At 62.0% G+C, this 15,909-nt stretch carries 15 protein-coding genes; 7 read left to right on the top strand and 8 right to left on the bottom strand.

Annotated elements, in window-relative coordinates; all coding sequences use genetic code 11:
* The first annotated feature begins 129 nt into the window (after nt 1-129).
* Nucleotides 130-459 (top strand): AbiV family abortive infection protein, encoded by a 330-nt coding sequence (locus AC1RR3_RS23520; protein WP_492825481.1) that lies wholly within the window; start codon nt 130-132, stop codon nt 457-459.
* Between the two features lie 411 nt (nt 460-870).
* Nucleotides 871-1,098 carry an integrase core domain-containing protein gene (locus AC1RR3_RS23515; RefSeq protein WP_492825480.1) on the top strand — a complete coding sequence of 76 codons (228 nt, stop codon included), beginning with the start codon at nt 871-873 and terminating at the stop codon, nt 1,096-1,098.
* A 147-nt stretch (nt 1,099-1,245) separates the two neighbouring features.
* On the opposite strand, the gene AC1RR3_RS23510 is transcribed toward AC1RR3_RS23515, so the two are convergent.
* Complete coding sequence (locus AC1RR3_RS23510; RefSeq protein ID WP_492825479.1) at nt 1,246-1,815, bottom strand: hypothetical protein; 570 nt, start codon at nt 1,813-1,815, stop codon at nt 1,246-1,248.
* A 7-nt stretch (nt 1,816-1,822) separates the two neighbouring features.
* Nucleotides 1,823-3,358 (bottom strand): leucine-rich repeat domain-containing protein, encoded by a 1,536-nt coding sequence (locus AC1RR3_RS23505; RefSeq protein WP_492825478.1) that lies wholly within the window; start codon nt 3,356-3,358, stop codon nt 1,823-1,825.
* 1,121 nt (nt 3,359-4,479) lie between these two features.
* On the opposite strand from AC1RR3_RS23505, the gene purD reads away from it, so the two are divergent.
* Both purD and AC1RR3_RS23495 read left to right on the top strand, forming a co-directional pair.
* Nucleotides 4,480-5,763, top strand: a complete 1,284-nt coding sequence (gene purD / locus AC1RR3_RS23500) for a phosphoribosylamine--glycine ligase (RefSeq protein WP_492825477.1) — start codon at nt 4,480-4,482, stop codon at nt 5,761-5,763.
* A gap of 154 nt (nt 5,764-5,917) precedes the next feature.
* Entirely contained in the window at nt 5,918-6,820 is a 903-nt protein-coding gene (locus AC1RR3_RS23495) for an alpha/beta fold hydrolase (RefSeq protein ID WP_492825476.1), read from the top strand.
* A gap of 104 nt (nt 6,821-6,924) precedes the next feature.
* On the opposite strand, the gene AC1RR3_RS23490 is transcribed toward AC1RR3_RS23495, so the two are convergent.
* A complete protein-coding gene (locus AC1RR3_RS23490) occupies nt 6,925-7,383 on the bottom strand; it encodes a nucleoside deaminase (RefSeq protein ID WP_492825718.1) in 459 nt (152 codons plus the stop codon).
* Between the two features lie 119 nt (nt 7,384-7,502).
* On the opposite strand from AC1RR3_RS23490, the gene AC1RR3_RS23485 reads away from it, so the two are divergent.
* Both AC1RR3_RS23485 and rsmD read left to right on the top strand, forming a co-directional pair.
* Nucleotides 7,503-9,593 (top strand): pseudouridine synthase, encoded by a 2,091-nt coding sequence (locus AC1RR3_RS23485; protein ID WP_492825475.1) that lies wholly within the window; start codon nt 7,503-7,505, stop codon nt 9,591-9,593.
* Nucleotides 9,594-10,151 carry a 16S rRNA (guanine(966)-N(2))-methyltransferase RsmD gene (gene rsmD, locus AC1RR3_RS23480; RefSeq protein WP_492825474.1) on the top strand — a complete coding sequence of 186 codons (558 nt, stop codon included), beginning with the start codon at nt 9,594-9,596 and terminating at the stop codon, nt 10,149-10,151.
* 82 nt (nt 10,152-10,233) lie between these two features.
* On the opposite strand, the gene mutL is transcribed toward rsmD, so the two are convergent.
* Nucleotides 10,234-12,048, bottom strand: coding sequence for a DNA mismatch repair endonuclease MutL (gene mutL / locus AC1RR3_RS23475; RefSeq protein WP_492825473.1), 1,815 nt, complete (start codon nt 12,046-12,048; stop codon nt 10,234-10,236).
* Between the two features lie 241 nt (nt 12,049-12,289).
* Between mutL and AC1RR3_RS23470 the strand changes: the two genes are divergently transcribed.
* Nucleotides 12,290-12,607 carry a ribbon-helix-helix domain-containing protein gene (locus AC1RR3_RS23470; protein ID WP_492825472.1) on the top strand — a complete coding sequence of 106 codons (318 nt, stop codon included), beginning with the start codon at nt 12,290-12,292 and terminating at the stop codon, nt 12,605-12,607.
* Between the two features lie 233 nt (nt 12,608-12,840).
* Here the strand turns inward: AC1RR3_RS23470 and AC1RR3_RS23465 are convergent, their stop codons facing one another.
* Genes AC1RR3_RS23465 through AC1RR3_RS23450 form a run of 4 tightly spaced genes read right to left on the bottom strand, consistent with a single transcriptional unit; the run spans nt 12,841 to nt 15,802 of the window.
* Nucleotides 12,841-14,409 (bottom strand): GMC family oxidoreductase, encoded by a 1,569-nt coding sequence (locus tag AC1RR3_RS23465; RefSeq protein WP_492825471.1) that lies wholly within the window; start codon nt 14,407-14,409, stop codon nt 12,841-12,843.
* A 29-nt stretch (nt 14,410-14,438) separates the two neighbouring features.
* Nucleotides 14,439-14,987 carry a gluconate 2-dehydrogenase subunit 3 family protein gene (locus AC1RR3_RS23460; RefSeq protein WP_492825470.1) on the bottom strand — a complete coding sequence of 183 codons (549 nt, stop codon included), beginning with the start codon at nt 14,985-14,987 and terminating at the stop codon, nt 14,439-14,441.
* Between the two features lie 32 nt (nt 14,988-15,019).
* Nucleotides 15,020-15,415: a VOC family protein gene (locus AC1RR3_RS23455; protein ID WP_492825469.1), complete on the bottom strand. Its 396-nt coding sequence runs from the start codon at nt 15,413-15,415 to the stop codon at nt 15,020-15,022.
* Nucleotides 15,416-15,802, bottom strand: coding sequence for a c-type cytochrome (locus tag AC1RR3_RS23450; RefSeq protein WP_492825717.1), 387 nt, complete (start codon nt 15,800-15,802; stop codon nt 15,416-15,418).
* Nucleotides 15,803-15,909 lie beyond the last annotated feature (107 nt).

Here is a 15,909-nt window from a genome sequence, read left to right as displayed (position 1 = left end):
GAACGGTGACAGTGCTAAACTCCAGGCATCATCGCTGTGCTGCCAACTACAAATGTGAATTGAGTCTACTTTCACCGTAATTCCCGTTCGCCATTGGGGCGGCTCGCAAATTCCGATATGGTTTAGGGAATGGACGAGGTTGTCGAAACCATTATTGCGAACGCCGAGAGGCTTTTGGCCGACGCACGAACGCTTGCCAACGCAGAGGCTTATCGAACCGCGACATCCCTCTGCATCCTTTCGTTCGAAGAGTGCGGCAAAGCTTGTCTCGTCTACTGGCAGAAGGCGGGCTTTATCACCGATTGCTCCGAACAGCTCCGACTGCACAACGACAAGCAGCGGATATTTATCGCTTACCGAACCATCGTCGCCATCAACAAGATCGGCAAGCTTGTTCCCATCGATGGCGCCGGCGAGGCGTTAGACTTTAACGATGCGGCTGTCTTTAATGCATTTTAGGAGGTTTACTACCAGCAGACCGGTCAAGATGTCGCTGGCACCAACGCCGGCATCGATGACTACTTCAAGGAGCACGGCTTCTACACCGACATTGACGACGATTTGAATGCTGTTGATTCACTTATTCCGTTCAGGCGCAGCACTTTCGATCGTTATGCGAATCGCGCGCTGGAAGCCTTGGACATGGCAAAGTCATCTTATGACGTTCACAGGGTAATGGCTGCAATTCATAATTCGGGAGCCCATCCACGCTTACCAGCTAAGCAACGCAAAGAGCTCCGAAGAGAGGTCCTCGAGGTCGTTGCACGTCTGATTGCGGGAGGTTCAGTCCGGCCGAACGAGGCACCCTAGCACTTAAGAAGGAGACAGAACTGGGGACTACGGCGACAGTACACTAAATGGGCAATTACGGTGACAGTGCTGGACTGCACCCCTGAAGTGAGACACGATAATTATAGTGACAGGCATTTTGAGGCCGAAGAGATCAACGGCAAAGCCTTCATTGATCTCAAAGACGCCCGGCGCCGGATCGACTGCTTTATCGCCGAGATCTACAACAAGGAGCGCTTGCATTCGGCGCTCGGCTACCAATCGCCCCTTAAGTTCGAAACCGCGTTCGCGCAAAACAAGGCACGATAACGCATCATGGCAACCGCACTGTCACTATAATTATCGTGTCTCACTTCAGGGGTGCAGTCCAGTGCACCAAACGGTGCCAACTGACGCTTTGGCTTTGGAATTTGGTGCACTGTCACCGTAATTCCCAATTGATCTAGGTTGGCTGCATCACTTCGGGGAATTTGCTGCTGCCTTCGAGCCGCCGCTTCCGATTTCTGTAATCGGATACACGTTCGAAATGTAAAGATAAAAGAACACCATCGACATAGCTAATATGATTACACCCAAAACGGGAGACCCAATTTTTATCCCTGACAAGCTCGCCTCGAACGTTGTCGGCTGCTCGTTCGCGCTGTCCCTCCGAACACGGCCTCCCCGATTGGTTAGATAAAACTGGAAGATAGCAAGGCCAACGCCGGCCAACACTATGAAGCAAACCAGAAAGAAGATAAGCTTCGACGTGAGTAGTTGCCACTTCAGGTTATCCCTGCGGTTTTCGAATACAAAAACGTTGTAAGCCGCTTCCGCTGATTTTACCTTCTTCACATCCTCGTCAGAGGGAGCTGTATCAGAGGGAGACGCTTTCGTTCCGGCTCCGGCCTTTGCTTCGGCCTTCTCAAACTCCTCAATAATATTTACAGCTGGCTGCAGCTTCATCGAAGAGGCGGCGGAGCAGGCCTCGAGCGCCACTACGTTGCAAATTAAAACAGCCATTACGATCCTGAAGACCCCGATCATATTCCTCTCAGTTCCGCAGCTTTTGATCAACAAAGCGCAAGAAATCAGCTCTTCGCTGCATTTTAGCCAGTGTCGACGAGTCGGCGATCTTCTGCTCAGACGCCAAGTAATCAGTAGCTGTAATCCCTAGACGCGGGTTTTGAGCTAACAAGTCCGCGATAAGTCGAAGCAGGGCTTCGGCACCTGCGGCCCTCTCTGCATCCTCTTGCCGGTTCTGTTCAGCTTGCCATCTAGAATAGAAATCCTCAACGCCGGGAACGCGATCCATTGATCCTCCAACGGGAGGACTGGAGGGAGCGTGGACCCTTATACCGAGACCAACCAAGGCTAATACTATATTCTTAGGAATTGGATTTCCCGCGAGATACATTACGCGAACGTGGGACGCTGCAAGTTGGCGCACAGGCAAGGAAGTGATCTGATTTTCTTCGAGCGAATAGATTTGCGCCTCGCCGCTCGAGATGCATTCAGGCAACGCTGTGAGCTTATTTTGGCGCAATTCAACGGAGCTGAGCCTCCTCATCGCAACTAACCAGCAGGGCAGTTGATCGAGCTTGTTTTCCGCCAGTTCCAAGGTTTCGAGTTTTTCCAATTTGGAGAGGTCGGGTAGCAACGTCAGATTGTTGCGTGACAATTCCAGCGTTTGTAGCTTTTCCGCCTTAGCAAGGCTTGGGGGTACTGCTGCCAATAAATTGTTTTCAAGCCTAATCTTTCGCAGAGACGCTGCTGTCGAAAACATGTCTGCGGGCAAGCTCACAAGCTTGTTGTCGGCGAGGTCCAATTCCTCGAGCCTGGGTCCGATTGCAAAAGTATCGGGCAAACTAGTGATGCGCCCCCAGATTCGGAGATGACGTAGCTTTGGCAGTGATCCCAAGGATGCGGGAACTTTAGATGCCTGCTTTCCGGAAATCTCCAACCACTCTAGCGATTTTAGTTCGCCTAGAAATTCAGGGAGCTCGCCGGAAGAGATATCAATAGCTAGCAATGAGAGCTTGTTCATAAACTGCAGCGCTCTAGGGACGCGCTCTAACTTCGTCCAATATGCCCACAGCTGTTCGAGTTGCGGCAGTCGCAATTCATCGTCAATGGTAGCAACTTGAGATTGGCCAAGCTGCAGGACCCGCAGCTTTGTTAGTTTGCTCAGGTCAGCCGGAATATTGCTTATTGGAGTCAAGTAGAGCCATAGCTCTTTCAAATTTGCCAGATCAAATACGACTGGAGGGATCGTTTTGAATTTCGCATAGCTAAGGTTCAAGTATTCCAGTTTTTTGAGGTCGCTTAGAGTGGAGGGTAGTGTCTCGATCGGATTTTCTTCCAAGTCAATCGCACGTAAGTTGCGCATCTTGCTGATATCAGCGGGTAGCGTGCTCAGCTTATTCATTCTGAGATTTAGGAACTCAATTTCTGGGTCATCTAGTATTGAACGAGGAATCTCTCGGAGTTCCTTTCCTTCCAGGTTCGCAATCTTGTGCTTTATCGGGCCGTGATAGAGATCATCCAGTACCGAGCTGCCCTGAGCAGAAGCGGGGTTAAGCCCCATCATTGGAGGCAAAATCAGAGCCTGTGCTATCAGAATGAGCCCAATGAGTATGCGAACGGTTCTTAGGCTCGTCCGAAGCTGAACCAACGCTTTACATGAGATGGAGAGTTTTTGCTGTGCAGCCATCGAAACCAACGAGCGCAATGAATTAGTCTAGGACGAGTTTGAAGCAAGCGTTCCATGGCGAACAAAATATGCCGCGGGAGGCGCGCCCATCGGTTGTTAGCGTCCCGAAATTTTCACCGCAAAAGTTGTCTCAAACCAGATTAACACGCAAGAGGAATCTTTGACGGAATTGAACGTTGGCGATCACACGAAATCCATAGATGTCCGCTCACGGCCCATCTGAGACTCGTGGGTCGAACCGAGTGTCCGGTTTGCCCAAAGACTGGCCGCGCTGACAGCCGTGCCGTCGCGCCCCCAACCGAGCGGCCGGCGGATCGGGGATCGTGCCCAGGCGCGCGCGGGAATGACGGGGAGTTCGGAATTACGGCGACAGTGCACAAAATGGCATGAACTGCGCGGGTTTTGGAATTAGTGCGCCGCACCGTAATACCCGAGAGAGCCTAGAGGCATCGCGGTAGCTCCGTTGCGATTGTCTCCGCCCGTGCTAACTTTACCGAGCGCGCGGAAGATTATTATTGGGAGGGCTGCATTGTGAGTTTTTATGTGTCCCACATGACGCCCCACAAGCGCGCTCGCATTCATAAGGGCTCGTGCGTTCATTGCCGTGAGGGGCAGGGCCAAGAGAATCAAGAAAAAACTGGCTCGGGGGCCACTGGTTGGTCTCCGCCGATAGCGACTCTTGCTGAAGCTGAGGCTTATATGGAGCGCGAATTTCCTCGGTTCACCGACCGGGGGAAATGCTCGCATTGCAAACCGGGAATCGATTGAAGGAAGCGTCGACAATCTTACTCGGGTTTCAGCGAAATTTTGTGCCTCTGGATGGAAGCCCTTTGCCCGGCGCTTCGCGCCACCTTCCCACAAGGCAGAAGAGACAGCAGCGGCTCCGCCGCGCCACCCGGAATGACGGGGGAGTTCGGGCCCACCCCCCCCCCCCTTGAGCCCCCCGCCGATTCATGCGACCTCCGCCCCTAGCAAAACCCCTCATTTCTGAGCCTCTTATGCACATTCTCCTGCTCGGTTCCGGCGGCCGCGAACATGCCCTGGCGTGGAAGATCGCAGCTTCCCCCCTGGTGACCAAATTCTGGTGCGCGCCCGGCAATGCCGGCATCGCGCGCGAGGCGGAGTGCGTGGCGCTCGATGTGGCCGACCATGCCGCGGTGATCGCCTTCTGCAAGACCAACGCGGTCGAGCTCGTGGTGGTCGGGCCGGAGACGCCGCTGGCGGCCGGCATCGTCGATGATCTCACCGCCGCCGGCATCAAGGCGTTCGGGCCCAACAAAATCCCCGCCCAGCTCGAAAGCTCCAAGGGGTTTACCAAGGCGCTCTGCACCGAGTTCGGCATTCCCACCGGCGCCTACCAGCGCTTCACCAATGCCGATGACGCGCGCGCCTATGTGCAGAGCCAGGGCGCGCCGATCGTGGTGAAGGCCGATGGCCTCGCCGCCGGCAAGGGCGTCGTCGTCGCCAAAACCGTGCGCGAGGCGGAGGACGCCATCGCCATGATGTTCGAGGGTGCCTTTGGCGAGGCCGGCGCCGAGGTCGTGATCGAGGAGTTTCTGGCGGGCCGCGAGATCAGCTTCTTCGCGCTCTGCGACGGCGAGACCGCGATCCCGCTGGCGTCCGCGCAGGACCACAAGCGCGTGTTCGACCACGACGTCGGCCCGAACACCGGCGGCATGGGCGCCTATTCGCCGACGCCGCTGGTGACGCCTGCGGTCCACGACGCGATCATGGCCAAGATCATTCTGCCGACGGTCGCAGGCATGAAGCAGCGCGGCACGCCGTTCCGCGGCATCCTTTACGCCGGGATCATGCTGACGACGCAGGGCCCAAAACTGTTCGAGTTCAACGTCCGCTTCGGCGATCCTGAATGCCAGGTGCTGATGCTGCGGATGATGTCGGACATCGTGCCGGCGTTCCTCGCCGCCTGCGACGGCCAGCTGAAGAACTTTGACATTCGCTGGCATCCGGAGTCCGCGCTGACCGTGGTGATGGCGGCGAAGGGCTATCCCGGCGATTACCAGAAGGGCACGCGCATCGAGGGCCTCGATGATGCCGCCGAGGTCGAGACCGTCGAGATCTTCCACGCCGGCACGGTCGAGAAAGACGGCGCGATCCTCGCCAATGGCGGCCGCGTGCTCAATGTCTGCGCGCTGGGGGCTGATGTGACCGAGGCGCAGGCGCGCGCCTATCAGGCGGTCGACCGCATCCGCTGGCCGGAGGGTTTTTGCCGCCGCGACATCGGCTGGCAGGCGGTGGAAGCCGAGAAGGTGAGGGGCTGACAGGGTTTTTTGCGGAATGCGCGCAGTTCCTGCCGTGCCCGACGGGACTCCAAAAAAACACAAGCAGGCGTTGAACTTAGCTACTGTGCATGGGGTTGTTTCTCGACTTTCATGTTGAGGCGCCCTCGCGACTGACCAGATGAGGATGCAGAAGATGTCCGATCTCGCCGACCTCTATCCCGGCTTTTCCTCCGAATGGATCAACACCTCCTTCGGCCGCGTCTTCGCCCGCGTCGGCGGCAACGGCCCGCCGCTGCTGCTGCTGCACGGCTTCTCCGAGACCCACGTGATGTGGCACCGCGTGGCGCCTGAGCTTAGCGACAAGTTCACGCTGATCATTGCCGACCTGCCGGGCTATGGCTGGTCCGACATGCCCGAGAGCGACGCGCTGCACATCCCCTACAGCAAGCGCGCGATGGCCAAGGCGATGGTCGAGGCGATGGAGCAGCTCGGCCACGTCCACTTCGCGCTCGCCGGCCACGACCGCGGCGGCCGCGTCTCGTATCGGTTGGCGCTCGATCATCCCGGCCGGCTGTCGAAGCTCGCGGTGCTCGATATCCTGCCGACCTATAATTACTGGGAGCGGATCAACTATCCTTACGCGCTCAAGATCTGGCACTGGACGTTTCTGGCCCAGCCCGCCCCGCTGCCGGAGACGTTGATATCCAGCAATGGCGAGTTCTTCCTGCGCTTCAAGATGGCGAGCCAGACCAGGTCGAAGACGCTGGACGCGATCGACAAGCGCGCGCTGGAGCACTACATCGCCCCGTTCCGCGATCCCGCCCGCGTGCACGCGATGTGCGAGGACTACCGCGCCGGCGCCACTTTCGACTACGACCTCGACAAGGCCGATTTCGAGGCCGGCAAGAAGATCACGGTGCCGATGCTGGCGCTGTGGGGCAACGCCGGCGTGGCGCAGGCCGCCGCGACGCCGCTCGACACCTGGAAGCAATGGGCCACCGATGTGGATGGCATGCCGGTGGATTCCGGCCACTTCCTGACCGAGGAGAACCCGGACGTCACCGCGAAGGCGCTGCGGGAGTTCTTCTCGGCTTAAGCCCCATCGTCATTGCGAGCGAAGCGAAGCAATCCAGAAATCCTTCCACGGAGACAGTCTGGATTGCTTCGTCGCTTCGCTCCTCGCAATGACGGAGGAGGGAGCTATCGCCGCTCGCGAAAGAACTCCTTGAGCAGCCGCGCCGCCTCGCTCTCGCCGACCCCGGAATAGACATCGGGCGTGTGGTGGCAGGTTGGCGAAGTGAAGAACCGCACGCCGGATTCCACCGCGCCGCCCTTGGGGTCGGCGGCGCCGTAATAGAGCCGCCTGACCCTTGCAAAGGAGATCGCGCCCGCACACATGGTGCAGGGCTCCAGCGTCACGTAGAGGTCGCAGTCGACCAGGCGCTCGCTGCCGATCTTTTTGGCCGCCTCGCGCAGCGCAACGATCTCGGCATGGGCGGTCGGGTCATGGTCGGTGAGCGTGCGGTTACCGGCGGTCGCGATGACCTCGTAATCCCGGACCACCACGCATCCGATCGGAACTTCGCCCGCCTTTCCGGCATTTTCGGCCGTTTTGAGCGCCAAATCCATGAAAGAGGGGGCTTTCAAGCCTCGTATCATCCGAAGAAACCTGCTAGTAGCTGCGCCTTCAGCAGAAGTGCTTATCGATTTTGCCTGAGCATGCGGCTCGCAACGAGCGCGCGCAATGCTTTCCGGCCATCCCCTGAGTGAGATCATTCATGCCTCGCGACAGCGACAAAGACAACGATTCCCGCGGCCGGCGAGGCCCGGCCAGAAGCGGCCCGCCCAAGGGCCGCTCCGGCAAGCCGCGCGGACCCGACAAGAAGTTCGCCAAGCGCGGCCCCGAGGGCAGGAGCGACGCCCGCCCGCCCCGTGGCGACCGCGACAGCCGTCCGCCCCGCGCCGATCGCGGCGATCGTCCGTTCCGCCCTCGCGCGGACGGCGATGCCCCGCGCCGCGACTTCGGCGACCGGCCGAAATTCAACCGCGACGACCGCGGTGGTGAGGGACGCGGCGAGCGCAGCTTCAAGCCGCGCGGCGACCGCCCGTTCTCCGATCGCTCCTCGCGCGACGGCGAGAAGCGGCCGTTCAAGCCGCGCGGTGATCGCCCGTCCTATGGCCGCGACGACCGTCCGCCGCGCAGGGATCGCGACGAGTCCCGTCCCGCCGGCCGGACCAGTGACAGAAAGTTTGGCGACAAGAAGCCCTACGCGCCGCGCGGCGACCGCCCGGAGCGCAAATTCGACGGCGAGCGGAAGTTTTCGCGGGGCGCACCGGATCGCGAACGCGACCGTGGGGATCGTGGGCCGCGTGAGGATCGTGGCGAGCGCAGCTTCAAGCCGCGTGGAGACCGTCCGAATTTCGATCGCGGTGATCGCGGGCCGCGCAAGGATTTTGGCGGCCGCGACCGCGGCGCAGACAAGCCCTGGCAGAAGCGCGAAGGCGGTGGTGATGACCGTCCGCGTTTCTCGCGTTCGCGCGACGATCGTCCGTCGGGCGATCGTCCGTTCCGCGAACGGCCCAAGTTCGATCGGCCCAAGTTCGATCGCCCGCGCGATGACCGTCCCAAATTCGATCGGCCCCGTCGTGACGGCGATGGCGACCGCGGCGGCGACCGCCCGAAATTCAATCGTCCGCGCGAGCGCTCCGAGGGTCGCTCCGACTGGCACGAGCATCCGCGCAGCGAAGGCGGTTTCCGCGATCGCCCGCGTCGTGAAAACGAGGATGAGAGCAGGATCTTCGAGAAGCGCCCCGCTTTCGGCGGCCGCGGCGCCTATCGCGAGCGCGACCGTGATTTCGATCGCCGGCCGCGTCGGGAGGAAGAGCCGAAGCCGAAGAAGGCCGGCGAGCGTATCGCCAAGGTGCTGTCGCGTGCGGGCCTTGCCTCGCGCCGCGACGCCGAGGAGATGGTCACGCAGGGCCGCGTCGCCGTCAACGGCCGCGTGATCAATTCGCCGGCGCTCGACATCACCTCGAATGACGTCGTCACCGTTGACGGCAAGCCGTTGCCGGAGCGTGAGCGCACGCGGCTGTTCCTCTACCACAAGCCGCGCGGCCTGATGACTACGCATGACGACCCGGAAGGGCGTCCGACCGTGTTCGACAATCTGCCCGAAGGCCTGCCGCGCCTGATCTCGATCGGCCGGCTCGACTTCAACACCGAAGGCCTGTTGCTACTCACCAATGACGGCGGCCTCGCGCGCACGCTCGAGCTGCCTGATACCGGCTGGCTGCGCCGCTACCGCGTTCGCGCCCATGGCGATGTCACGCAGGCGCAGCTCGACGAGCTCAAGAATGGCATCGAGGTCGAGGGCGTCAAATACGGTCCGATCGACGCGACGCTGGAGCGCGACCAAGGCGCCAATGTCTGGCTGGTGTTCGCGATCCGCGAAGGCAAGAACCGCGAGGTGCGCAACGTCTGCGCCCATCTCGGGCTCGAGGTGAACCGGCTGATCCGCGTCTCCTACGGCCCGTTCCAGCTCGGCGAAGTCCCCGAAGGCCAGGTCGAGGAGATCAAGTCGCGCGTGCTGCGCGACCAGCTCGGCGACAAGATCATCGAGAAGTCGGGCGCGCAGTTCGACGTCCCCAAGAAATCGTCGTCGAGCGACGACGGCGCGCCGCGTGAGGCGAAGCCCGTCAGCAAGCGCGACGTGATCAACGATCGCAAGGGTCGCCGCGTCCTGGTGCAGCGAACCGGCAGCGAGGAAGCGCGCGAGCGCAACGAGGCGGAGGCGAGCGGCTACGGTCCGCCGCGCCGTCCCAAGCGCGGCTATCACGGCAAGCGCGATCTGACGCCGAAGGAGGACTAGTTGCGCGTCGTCGGCGGTCGCTTGAAGGGGCGTAATCTCGCCTCACCGTCCTCGCGCGATATCCGCCCCACGGCGGACCGGCTGCGCGAGTCCGTGTTCAACATCCTCGTGCACGCCTATGACGATCCGATTCCGGACGCGCGCGTGCTCGACCTCTTCGCCGGCACCGGCGCACTCGGCATCGAAGCATCATCGCGCGGCGCGAAGTTCGTGCTGTTCGTCGACAATGGCGCCGAGGCCCGCGCGTTGTTGCGCAACAATGTCGAGACGCTCGGCCTTGGCGGCGTGACCAAGGTCTATCGCCGCGATGCGACTGATCTCGGCCCCGCGCATCCCGTCGAGCCGTTCTCTCTGGTGTTTCTCGATCCGCCCTATGGCAAGGGCTTTGCGGAGAAGGCGCTGGCGAGCCTGCGCGATGGCGGCTGGCTGACGCCGGGCGCATTGCTGGTGGTGGAGGAGGCGAAGGCCGCGCAGTTCGCGGCGCCGGACGGATACGAAGAGCTGGAGCGGCGGGCGTATGACGACACGGAGTTCGTGTTTTTGCGTAGGGCGGATTAGCGTAGCGTAATCCGCCATTGGCTATTTCCGCAGAGATAGAAGAGGTGGATTACGCCTTCGGCTAATCCACCCTACGGCTCCTTCACCGCCGCCCGAACAGCTTCTCCACGTCGCTCAGCTTGAGCTCCACATAAGTCGGCCGGCCGTGGTTGCACTGGCCGGAGTTCGGCGTCTCCTCCATCTCGCGGAGCAGGGCGTTCATCTCTTCGGGCCGCAGCCTGCGGCCGGCACGCACTGAGCCGTGGCAGGCCATGGTGGCGGCGACGTGCATCAGGCGCCGTTCGAGAGGAAGAGCCTCGTCCCATTCGGCCATGTGCTCGGAGAGATCGCGGAGCAGCCCGCCGGCATTGGTCTTGCCGAGCAGCGACGGCGTCTCGCGCACGGCCACTGCGCCGGGGCCGAAAGATTCGATCGCAAGACCGAATGAGGCAAGCTCCTCGCTGCGCTCCAGCAGGCGCTCCACCGTGGCCTCGTCCATCTCGACGATCTCGGGGATCAAGAGGATCTGCCGCTGTACGCCGTTCTCGGCCAGCGAGGCCTTCAGCCGCTCATAGACGATGCGCTCATGCGCGGCATGCTGGTCGACGATGATGAGGCCGTCGCGGGTCTGCGAGACGATGTAGGTTTCATGGATCTGCGTGCGCGCCGCGCCGAGCGGGCGGTCGACCAGATCGCCGACGGGCTGGCTCTCGATCCGCACGTCCGCGCTGGGCGCGCCGACATCGAATGCAGCCTGCGCACGCTCGGCGAAAACCGGCGCCGCCGATCCGTCGAATGACGGCATCGGCGCGACCGGGGCGGATGGCGAGGCGCGCCAGTCCCAGCTTGCCGGACGCGGCGGCGTGAAGGCGGGGCGGAACGAGGACAATGCGCTCTCGCCGCTGTTGGCGGCGGTGCGCCGGCCCTCGCGTGCGAGACCTTCTTTCAGCCCGTGCACGATCAGCGCGCGGACGAGGCCCGCGTTGCGGAAGCGCACCTCGGTCTTGGCGGGATGCACGTTGGCGTCGACCTCACGCGGATCGAGCGTGACGAACAGTGCCAGCACCGGATGACGGTCGCGCGGCAGATAGTCGGCATAGGCCCCGCGCACGGCGCCGAGGATCAGCTTGTCGCGCACCGGGCGGCCGTTGACGAAGAGATATTGCCCGAGTGCGTTGGCCTTGGTCAGCGCCGGCGCCGCCGCATAGCCGGAGACAACGACGCCCTCGCGCTCGGCATGGACCTCGAAGGCGTGGCTGCGGAATTCCGCGCCGAGGATGTCGCCGAGGCGCGTCAGGCGGCCTGCCGCGCCGGGCAGGGCCGCGGCCCAGGTCACCGGCGCGCGCTCTTCGCCCGCGAGCGTGAAGGCGACGTCCGGCCGCGCCATCGCGAGGCGCCGGACGACCTCGCGGATCGCCTCGGCCTCGGTGCGGTCGGTCTTCAGAAACTTGAGCCGCGCCGGCGTCGCGTAGAAGAGGTCGTTGACCTCGACGCGGGTGCCGTGGGCCAGCGCCGCCGGCATGATCTCGGACTTCTCGCCGCCCTCGACTGACAGCGCCCAGGCATGCGGCTCACTGGCATGACGCGTGGTGATCGAGAGCCGCGCCACCGAGCCGATCGAGGGCAGCGCCTCGCCGCGGAACCCGAGGGTGCGGATCTGGAGCAAATCCTCGTCGTCGAGCTTGGAGGTGGCATGGCGCTCGACCGCGAGCGCGAGGTCCCTCGCGGTCATGCCGCTGCCGTCGTCGGTGATGCCGATCCGCCGCCGCCCACCGCCATCGGTGAAGACGTCGATCCGGCTCGCGCCGGCATCGATGGCGTTTTCGACCAGTTCCTTGACAACGCTCGCCGGGCGCTCGACCACCTCGCCGGCGGCGATGCGGTTGACGACCTGTTCTGGCAATTGGCGGACGGGCATGGGGTGTTCGATTTGGATTCGCTGACGGCTTTATTCTAGGCCGTGTTGCGTCAAAAGCATGTGTTGGGCAACAGCCGTGTGGCGGGCTGGGGAAGAGGCATGCCTATCACATTGAAGACATTGGACGTTCGAGAAAATTGTGCAGCGGCCACAGGCCGATCTTCTCGTCCGCCCCCTGATTGTGGGGCGCCGGACAGCGGTGTAGCATCGTGAAAAAATGGTAACAGGACGGGAGGACGCCATGTGCCATCTCTTCGCGCACCAGCCCCAACGCGACTATGAATCCCAGACCCGGTCTTTGCGGATCGACGGTCACTGCACCTCGATCCGGCTGGAGATGGCGTTCTGGGACACGCTGGAGGAGATCGCGGCCAAGGAGAACATGAGCGTCGGAAAATTCCTGACCACGCTCTACAACGAGGTGCTCGACCACCATGGCGAGGTCAACAATTTCGCCTCGCTGCTGCGGTGTTCCTGTTTGATCTACCGCTCCAAGACGATGGCATCGGTGCAGGAGTTCAAGGCGAGCGTTACGCCCATTCTCGACGCGGCTGAGTAAAAACGACGGCGTAGCGAGCGCATGTAGCCCGGATGGAGCGAAGCGCAATCCGGGATTCGTGCCGGAAGCGACAACGGCCCCGGATTACGCTTCGCTCCATCCGGGCTACGAGATTCCATCCGCCGTCATTGCGAGGAGCGCTTGCGACGAAGCAATCCAGATTATCTCCGTGGAGATATCTCTGGATTGCTTCGCTGCGCTCGCAATGACGGAGGAGAGAGCGGTTTGCCGCCTCAAATCTCCTTCTTCTGCATCACCCCCGCAATGTAGTCCGCCTGCCGGATCGCGAGCGCGACGATCGTCAGCGTCGGGTTGCAGGCCGCGCCGCTGGTGAACTGGCTGCCGTCGGAGACGAACAGGTTCTTGACGTCGTGGCTCTGTCCGAACTTGTTGACCACGCCGTCGCGCGGCTTCTCGCTCATCCGGTTGGTGCCGAGATTGTGCGTGCTCGGATAGGGCGGCGTCGGATAGGTCACGGTGGCGCCGACGGCGTCGTAGACCGCAGCGCCCTGCTTGTAGGCATGCGCCCGCATCGCGAGGTCGTTGGGGTGGTCGTCGAAATGGACGCTCGCGACCGGCTGTCCGAACTTGTCCTTCACGCTAGGATCGAGTGTGATGCGGTTGGTCTCCTGCGGCATGTCCTCGCCGACCAGCCACATGCCGGCCATCCTGGGATAACCGTCGAGCGCTGCGGTGAACGGACGGCCCCAGGCGCCGGGGTTGAGGAACGCGGCCATGAACGGCAAGCCGATCGACAGCGTCTCCATCTCGTAGCCGCCGACGAAACCGCGCTTGGGATTGTTGGCGGCTTCGTCGCGGATGATGCCGGCCATGGTGGTGCCGCGATACATGTGCACCGACTTTTCGAACACGGCGTAGACGCTGCCGGTCATGTGCCGCATGTAGTTGCGGCCGACCTGGCCCGATGAGTTGCCGAGGCCGTCGGGGAACATGGTCGAGGCGCTGTTGAGCAGCAGCCGCGGGCTTTCAATCGAATTGCCGGCGACCGCGACGATGCGCGCCTTCTGGCGCTGCATCGCGCCGCTCTCGTCCGCATAGACGACGCCGGTCACCTTGCCGCTGGCGTCGTGCTCGATCTTGACCGCCATGCTGCTCGGCCGGACTTCGAGATTGCCGGTCGCTTCGCCCTTGGGGATCTCGGTGTACAGCGTTGACCATTTCGCGCCCGACTTGCAGCCCTGGAAGCAGAAACCGATCTGCTGGCAGGCACCGCGGCCGTCGCGCGGCTGGCTGTTGATCGCCATGTTGCCGGTGTGCACGGTCTTGTAGCCGAGCTTCTTCGCGCCGGCTTCCAGCACCTTGAAGTTATTGTTGCCGGGAAGTCCGGGGATGCCGTTGGTGCGGGTCACGCCCATCTTGTTCTCGGCCTTGGCGTACCACGGCTCGATCTCCGCGAGTGTGACCGGCCAGTCCAGCAAATTGGCACCCGGAAGATTGCCGTAGGTGCTCTTCACCTTGAACTCGTGCTCGTCGAAGCGCAGCGATGCGCCGGCCCAATGCGTGGTCGAGCCGCCGACCGCCTTGACGATCCAGGCCGGAAGGCCCGAGAAGTCTTTGGCGACGCGCCATGTCCCTGACGTGGTGCGTGCATCGGTCCAGGCGAGCTGGGAAAAGCTCTCCCACTCGTCGTTGACGAAGTCCTGGTTCTCGATGCGGGGACCTGCTTCGAGGATGACCACCTTGACGCCCTTCTGCGCGAGTTCGTTGCCCAGCGTGCCGCCGCCGGCACCGGAGCCGACGATCACCACAACGCTGCTATCGTTCAGATCGAATTTTGCCATATGCGTTCTCCTGAACCGTTGGGTGCGATTTAAGCCTTCGGCAGCCAGTCGATGTCGGCGAAGCCGCGGTTGATGTAGCCGCCATGCTCGGCGGAGGAGCCCTCGTAGCCGAACCGCGGCCAGACCTCTTTCTGGTTGTAGAGTGAGACGATGAGGTCGCCGCGCACCTTCTGGAAGAAGTCGCTTCCCTCGATTTCCTTCAGCAGCACCACGCGGTCGGATTCCCAGGGCACTTCGGCGTAGGCCACCTTGTGGCGATCCCGCGCGTTCTGATCGAGCCGCGTGATGCCGTCGCTGATCAGCGATTTGACGGATGCGTCCTTGGCGGCCTTGCCGTCCCACGGCTTGATCGCGGTGATGTAATAGCTGTCGCCGAGCACATCGTGCGGATAGATGTCGCGTGCGACCTTCAGCAGCGTCTTCATGGTCGCTGGCGAAAGCGTGCTGGCCTCATCGGCCCAGGCGTCCTCGATGCCGACGGCGACGCTGGTCGCGACAGCGACGACCGGTACGGCGGTCGCCGCGCCCTTGAGAAAGACGCGGCGGCTGTGCTTGCTTCGACGATCGACTTCTCTCATGGCATTCCTCCGTAGATTTGATTTTTGATTGATCAGTTGAAACGTCCGCCCCGCTGGATCACCTCGATCTTGTAGCCATCGGGATCGCTGACGAAGAAGAAGCGCGCCAGCGTTCTGCCGTCGTGCTTGAAGTCGCGTAGCGGCCCTGGTGCCAGCTTCTCGCGCGCGAAGCGGGCATGTTCGGCATCGAGATCCTCGACCATCACGGCGAGATGGCCGTAGCCGTCGCCGAGCGCGTACGGCTCCTTGCGATCGAAATTGACCGTCAGCTCCAGCTCGAAAGGTGAGGAGGGGTGACGCAGATAGATCAGGGCGAAGTCCGCGAATTTCAGGTGGTCGGCGACTTCGAGGCCGAAGGCGCGTCTATAGAAGTCGAGCGAGCGCGCCTCGTCGAGCACGCGGATCATGGAATGGACGGGCTTGGCCATTCAGTTCAGCTCCTTGAGATAGGTGATGATGGCGGTGCGCGTCTCCGGCTTTCCCTGCCGGTAGGCCATGACCACGCCGGGGATGACGGCCTGCGGATTGGCCAGCCACGCATCGAGCCGGGTCTCGTCCCAGGCGAAGTCAGCCTTTGCGAGGTTCTCGGAGTAACGAAAGCCTCCGACCTTGCCAGCGGGCCGGCCAACAATCTTGACCAGAGGTGGTCCCTGTCGCATCGGTTCCGACAGGCTCAAGGTGTGACACACCGCGCATTGCTGCTTGAACAGTGTCGCCCCATCCGGCGGCTTTGCGGCCGGCAAGGGCATCTGCGCGTCGGCAACCCGCACCACCAGCACCACTGCGGTGCACAATCCCAGCACGATCGCACGCATCGCCAAGAGCTCGCCCATCCACTCAAATTCAGCGTGCGCAAACTCTAGGCGTCGCCAAACATGCGGTGGTAGTAGCGGGCTGTTTCGCTGCGAGCGGAGATGCGCGT

This window comes from Bradyrhizobium sp. GW821-FHT13H05, from assembly GCF_058804065.1.
Note: the sequence above shows the minus strand (reverse complement) of the source record. Positions and strands in the feature narration are given on the sequence as shown.

Coding starts and splice junctions, on each gene's coding strand:
- AC1RR3_RS23520 (WP_492825481.1), top strand. CDS start 130: ATGGACGAGGTTGTCGAAACCATTATTGCGAACGCCGAGAGGCTTTTG.
- AC1RR3_RS23510 (WP_492825479.1), bottom strand. CDS start 1,815: ATGATCGGGGTCTTCAGGATCGTAATGGCTGTTTTAATTTGCAACGTA.
- AC1RR3_RS23505 (WP_492825478.1), bottom strand. CDS start 3,358: ATGATGGGGCTTAACCCCGCTTCTGCTCAGGGCAGCTCGGTACTGGAT.
- purD (WP_492825477.1), top strand. CDS start 4,480: ATGCACATTCTCCTGCTCGGTTCCGGCGGCCGCGAACATGCCCTGGCG.
- AC1RR3_RS23495 (WP_492825476.1), top strand. CDS start 5,918: ATGTCCGATCTCGCCGACCTCTATCCCGGCTTTTCCTCCGAATGGATC.
- AC1RR3_RS23490 (WP_492825718.1), bottom strand. CDS start 7,383: ATGATACGAGGCTTGAAAGCCCCCTCTTTCATGGATTTGGCGCTCAAA.
- AC1RR3_RS23485 (WP_492825475.1), top strand. CDS start 7,503: ATGCCTCGCGACAGCGACAAAGACAACGATTCCCGCGGCCGGCGAGGC.
- mutL (WP_492825473.1), bottom strand. CDS start 12,048: ATGCCCGTCCGCCAATTGCCAGAACAGGTCGTCAACCGCATCGCCGCC.
- AC1RR3_RS23470 (WP_492825472.1), top strand. CDS start 12,290: ATGTGCCATCTCTTCGCGCACCAGCCCCAACGCGACTATGAATCCCAG.
- AC1RR3_RS23465 (WP_492825471.1), bottom strand. CDS start 14,409: ATGGCAAAATTCGATCTGAACGATAGCAGCGTTGTGGTGATCGTCGGC.
- AC1RR3_RS23460 (WP_492825470.1), bottom strand. CDS start 14,987: ATGAGAGAAGTCGATCGTCGAAGCAAGCACAGCCGCCGCGTCTTTCTC.
- AC1RR3_RS23455 (WP_492825469.1), bottom strand. CDS start 15,415: ATGGCCAAGCCCGTCCATTCCATGATCCGCGTGCTCGACGAGGCGCGC.
- AC1RR3_RS23450 (WP_492825717.1), bottom strand. CDS start 15,802: ATGCGTGCGATCGTGCTGGGATTGTGCACCGCAGTGGTGCTGGTGGTG.